6 protein-coding genes are annotated in these 4,144 nt (G+C 50.8%); all 6 read right to left on the bottom strand.

Features of this window, described 5'->3' with window-relative positions; genetic code table 11:
• A partial coding sequence (locus tag DD597_RS24720; RefSeq protein WP_165298175.1) for an IS5 family transposase occupies positions 1-711 on the bottom strand: 711 nt, incomplete at its 3' end.
• Positions 712-1,005: 294 nt separating this feature from the next.
• Positions 1,006-2,031, bottom strand: a complete 1,026-nt coding sequence (locus DD597_RS24715) for an IS110 family transposase (protein WP_001101446.1) — start codon at positions 2,029-2,031, stop codon at positions 1,006-1,008.
• Positions 2,032-2,697: 666 nt separating this feature from the next.
• Entirely contained in the window at positions 2,698-3,000 is a 303-nt protein-coding gene (locus DD597_RS24705; RefSeq protein ID WP_001698908.1) for a HigA family addiction module antitoxin, read from the bottom strand.
• Positions 3,000-3,281 carry a type II toxin-antitoxin system RelE/ParE family toxin gene (locus DD597_RS24700; protein WP_021312774.1) on the bottom strand — a complete coding sequence of 94 codons (282 nt, stop codon included), beginning with the start codon at positions 3,279-3,281 and terminating at the stop codon, positions 3,000-3,002. The genes DD597_RS24705 and DD597_RS24700 overlap by 1 nt, the downstream gene beginning before the upstream one ends.
• 190 nt (positions 3,282-3,471) lie before the next feature.
• Positions 3,472-3,855, bottom strand: a complete 384-nt coding sequence (locus tag DD597_RS24695) for a S24 family peptidase (protein ID WP_039267239.1) — start codon at positions 3,853-3,855, stop codon at positions 3,472-3,474.
• A 1-nt stretch (position 3,856) separates the two neighbouring features.
• Positions 3,857-4,096 (bottom strand): hypothetical protein, encoded by a 240-nt coding sequence (locus DD597_RS24690; RefSeq protein WP_017694266.1) that lies wholly within the window; start codon positions 4,094-4,096, stop codon positions 3,857-3,859.
• Positions 4,097-4,144: the final 48 nt, after the last annotated feature.

Genomic DNA, 4,144 nt, shown 5'->3' with positions numbered 1-4,144 from the left:
GTAACCCGCACCTTTTCGGGGTGGGATAAGCGCGCTGATTTTCTTACGCCGCAGTTCATCGTGACAGAGCCGGGTGTCGTAAGCGCCGTCTGCCGATGCTGCCCTGATTTTTCTGTGAGTCTGCCGGATAAGACCCGGGAAGGCTTCTGAGTCCGTCACATTGTTCAGCGACAGGTCTGCACAGATGATTTCATGTGTTTTACTGTCAACGGCGAGATGCAGCTTACGCCAGATACGACGGCGTTCCTGGCCATGCTTTTTGACTTTCCACTCGCCTTCACCGAAGACCTTCAGCCCGGTGGAATCAATCACCAGATGCGCGATTTCACCCCGGGTGAACGTTTTGAAACTGACATTAACCGACTTTGCGCGCTTGCTGACACTGGTGTAATCCGGGCAGCGCAACGGAACATTCATCAGTGTAAAAATGGAATCAATAAAACCCTGCGCAGCGCGCAGGGTCAGCCTGAATACGCGTTTAATGACCAGCACAGTCGTGATGGCAAGGTCAGAATAGCGCTGAGGTCTGCCTCGTGATGAAGGCGTTGCTGACTCATACCAGGCCTGAATAGCTTCATCATCCAGCCAGAAAGTGAGGGAGCCACGGTTGATGAGGGCTTTATTGTAGGTGGGCCAGTTGGTGATTTTGAACTTTTGCTTTGCCACGGAACGGTCTGCGTTGTCGGGAAGATGCGTGATCTGATCCTTCAACTCAGCAAAAGTTCGATTTATTCATAGATGGTCGCCTCCTGTTTGCCAAGCTAAATATGTTGTGGTGGCTTTACTGGTCATCGATTGCAGCCATAGATCCGGACTTTGCCGAGGTGATGTAAAATACCTCTGTCCCTGATGGAATACGCTGATGGAGGCCTCTATCAACAAAGCGCTCTTTCAGGAGCCTTGAATAAACCGGGTTTTCCCCATCGCGGTCTGACCTGTCTTGCCATCACTTCATGCTTGCCTGGGCAATCGGTGGTGTTGTTTCTGTCTTACTGATTAAGCAACTTAAGCGCTTATTATTGGTGCACAATACTCCCGCTCTTTGGCCAGGAGCGCCCACACAGTCCGCGCATTCTTGTTAGCCAATGCTACCGAGGCAATGTTGTTATTCCGGCGCGCCATTAGCTGGTTAGCCCAGCTCGATACGGCATCCTGTTTATGTTTGGCCGACTGCAATACCGCCCTGGCACCATGGATAAGCAAGGTCCTCAAATAGGTATCACCTCGCTTGCTTATCCCGAGCAGGACTTGTTTACCCCCACTGGAGTGCTGACGTGGAACCAATCCGAGCCAGGCAGCCAGTTGTCGGCCATTCTCGAAATTGTTGGCTTTACCAATGGTCGCAATCAGCGCGCTGGCGGTAACAGGGCCAATACCAGGGATCTTGCCGATACGCTGGCAGAGAGCATTTTGCCGATAGCACTGCTCAATCTGCTTGTCGAGTGTAGCGATGACATCGAACAGGTACGCCATGTGGTGCTGTAGTAGACTCAGCTGTGTACGAAACAGGACGGGTAACGGGTTATCCGCATCTTCCACGAGCTCAGGTAATCGTCGCTGTAGCTGCTGGATACCTCGGGGGACGACAATGCCAAATTCGGCCAATAACCCCCTGATTTGATTGGCTTGTGCGGTTCGCTGTTTGATGAAGCTCTGACGACTCCGGTGAAGTGCCAATACGGCTTGCTGCTCAGCGGTTTTGACCGGCACGAACCGCATGTTAGGTCGAGTGACGGCTTCACAAATAGCTTCAGCGTCTGCAGCATCATGCTTATTGGTTTTAACATAGGGTTTGACGAACTGAGGGGCCATCAGTTTGACATTATGGCCCATCGATATCAGTTTATTGGCCCAGAAATGAGCAGATGCACAGGCCTCCATGCCGATCAAACAGGGTGGGATGTTGGCAAAAAAGGAGGCCATTTGTGCCCGTCTGAGTTGTTTGTTGAACAACCGTTTTCCGTGCTCGTCAACCCCATGGATCTGGAAAACGTTTTTTGCCAAATCGATTCCAATAGTTTTAACGTTCATGATAGCAGCGCTCCGTTCAATGAGTGACGATTTATCGTCCCACTGTGGCACAAGAGATGGGAGGCGACCATTCCATTAACAAAGCCCGTTTTAGGGTAAGGACGTATGGGGCAGATCCTCTCTGTTCCGACCGGGTGAAGATAGAGAGCTAAACTAAATGCTGATTTCATACGCATCTTTTACATCTCCACCTTACTCCGTAGATTTTGAGTTGTGATATGATCGCTTTGCTGTAGGTGTTGTAGGGATGAAGGGAAGGAGGGTTTCGCAGATTCTCCGTTCCGGATGCTCTAAAACGCTGTCAGAGGGATGATAAGGCAAAAAAAAGAACCCCGAAGGGTTCTCTTTTTCGCCTCAGTCAGCGATTCGCAGTCGCTGCTGCTGCCCGAAACATGTACCGAAGTTCACGTTGTCGTTACTATAGCGAAGTAATGTTACCCCTGGGGTGATTCTACGTCAACGTGAGCCGGTAGTTCTTGCAACCTGCAATATGGATTAAGTCTATGGCTGAAGTGCTGACTGCTTTCATAAAAGCGCCGCGTATAACTCAGGTGCTGACCATCGTTCTGTGCCTAATCTTGCTGGCGCTACTGGTCACTCCGCACCTGTTCTAAGTGTAGAACCACCTAATAAAAAAGCCGCTTATGCGGCTTTTTTTATTCGGTATCAATGTACGGCAAAGTCACTTTTGACTGTAACAGGCACCACATGGGAGAGGTCGATCTCCTTGCGGGCGCGGCTAAGGTCATAGGTCGCCTGCATTGCCAGCCAGAGTCGAGCTGCGATTCCTAAACCTGCCTCAAGTTTAAGAGCCATTTCAGGACTGATTGCCGCTTTACCTGCCGAGACTTTACTCAGCGCAGAAGGGGAAACATCGAGGTTACGGGCAAGGGCTCGTAAGCTGATTTCGTTATCCTCCAGGTATTCGGTAATCAATCCCCCTGGGTGTGGTGGGTTGAGCATCGTCATTAGTGGTAGTCCTCCAGATTCAGTATGTAGGCATCACCATCTGTAAACTCAAAGGTGATTCGCCAGTTCGCCCGAACGGTGATCGCATAAAGATTCTTCTTATCGCCTTTCAGGGGGTGAAATTTAAATCCCGGATAGGCGCGGAAATCTTCTGTTGTCGTCGCTTCGTCTAACATCAGGAGGCGAAGTTTTATTCTCTCCACATCCTTTGCCTGTACTCCGCTCGGATCGTCGTTCTCAAAGAGCTTTTGTAACCCTTTGTGCTTGAAACTTTTTATCATTATTGATTCCCTGTTTCTCAACGGGAAACATTATACCACGCGTTTCTCTTAGCGAAACACTTTTCTGCAAATAAATTGTGTTTCAAGGGAAGGCGCAAGGCGAAAAACAATAATATGCGCACTTAAAATGTACATTAATAGTACATAAAGAGTACCTTATGTGTACGGTTAATTGCGTTGTATTGTATTGCTAAATTACAGGGAAATCCTCGAACTCCCCCGTTCTGGCATCGGTAACGATGTGCGTCACCACGCCCCTGATCTCGATACCTTCATCCTCATTATCCGGCAGGGCGCGGACGTTCTCCGGCCTGTCCAGCTCCTGTAGACATCTTGCCGGATGGAGACGCAGTCGCATGATCCTGAATTCATCTTCCAGCACGTAGAGCACCAGGGTGCCGTCAACCGGCCGCGCGCCGAAATCCACGATCAGCAGCGAACCCGGCCTGATGCCCTCCCGGAACGAGGTGCAGTCGCTACGAAATAGGAACACGCCCGGACGCCCGGTTTTACAGTAGCTATCCAGCGAGAGGCGGCTTTCCTGGTAATCCATTGCCGGTGACGGAAACCCCATATCAGCGCCCTCCGTTCGGATTAAACAGCTGGAACGTCCGGTTTTCTCCCTCATTGGGCGAGACGTCCCGGAACACCGTCACATACGTTTCTATCCACTGGTTAGCCTGGCGGGGCGTCCAGTGCCAGTTGAACTTGTGAAGCTCCCGGACAAAGGCTGCGGTCGTGACGGTCTGACGGCCATCCTGTTCGCGGGTGATGGCCGCACGCCAGGCAGCGTCAATTTCATAGCGTCGTGGCATCAGATTTACCTCTTTATACTGTATATACATGGGTCTTCCCTTGTTGTG

The sequence above is a fragment of the Enterobacter cloacae complex sp. 677-3DZ2D5B genome (assembly GCF_004136695.1).
Taxonomy (GTDB): Bacteria; Pseudomonadota; Gammaproteobacteria; order Enterobacterales; family Enterobacteriaceae; genus Enterobacter; species Enterobacter hormaechei_C.
This window is presented reverse-complemented; position numbering and strand designations above follow the sequence as displayed.

What these genes read in the sequence shown, in the direction of transcription:
- DD597_RS24700 (WP_021312774.1), bottom strand. Translation starts at nt 3,281, where the DNA reads ATGATAAAAAGTTTCAAGCACAAAGGGTTACAAAAGCTCTTTGAGAAC.
- DD597_RS24715 (WP_001101446.1), bottom strand. Translation starts at nt 2,031, where the DNA reads ATGAACGTTAAAACTATTGGAATCGATTTGGCAAAAAACGTTTTCCAG.
- DD597_RS24690 (WP_017694266.1), bottom strand. Translation starts at nt 4,096, where the DNA reads ATGCCACGACGCTATGAAATTGACGCTGCCTGGCGTGCGGCCATCACC.
- DD597_RS24705 (WP_001698908.1), bottom strand. Translation starts at nt 3,000, where the DNA reads ATGACGATGCTCAACCCACCACACCCAGGGGGATTGATTACCGAATAC.
- DD597_RS24695 (WP_039267239.1), bottom strand. Translation starts at nt 3,855, where the DNA reads ATGGGGTTTCCGTCACCGGCAATGGATTACCAGGAAAGCCGCCTCTCG.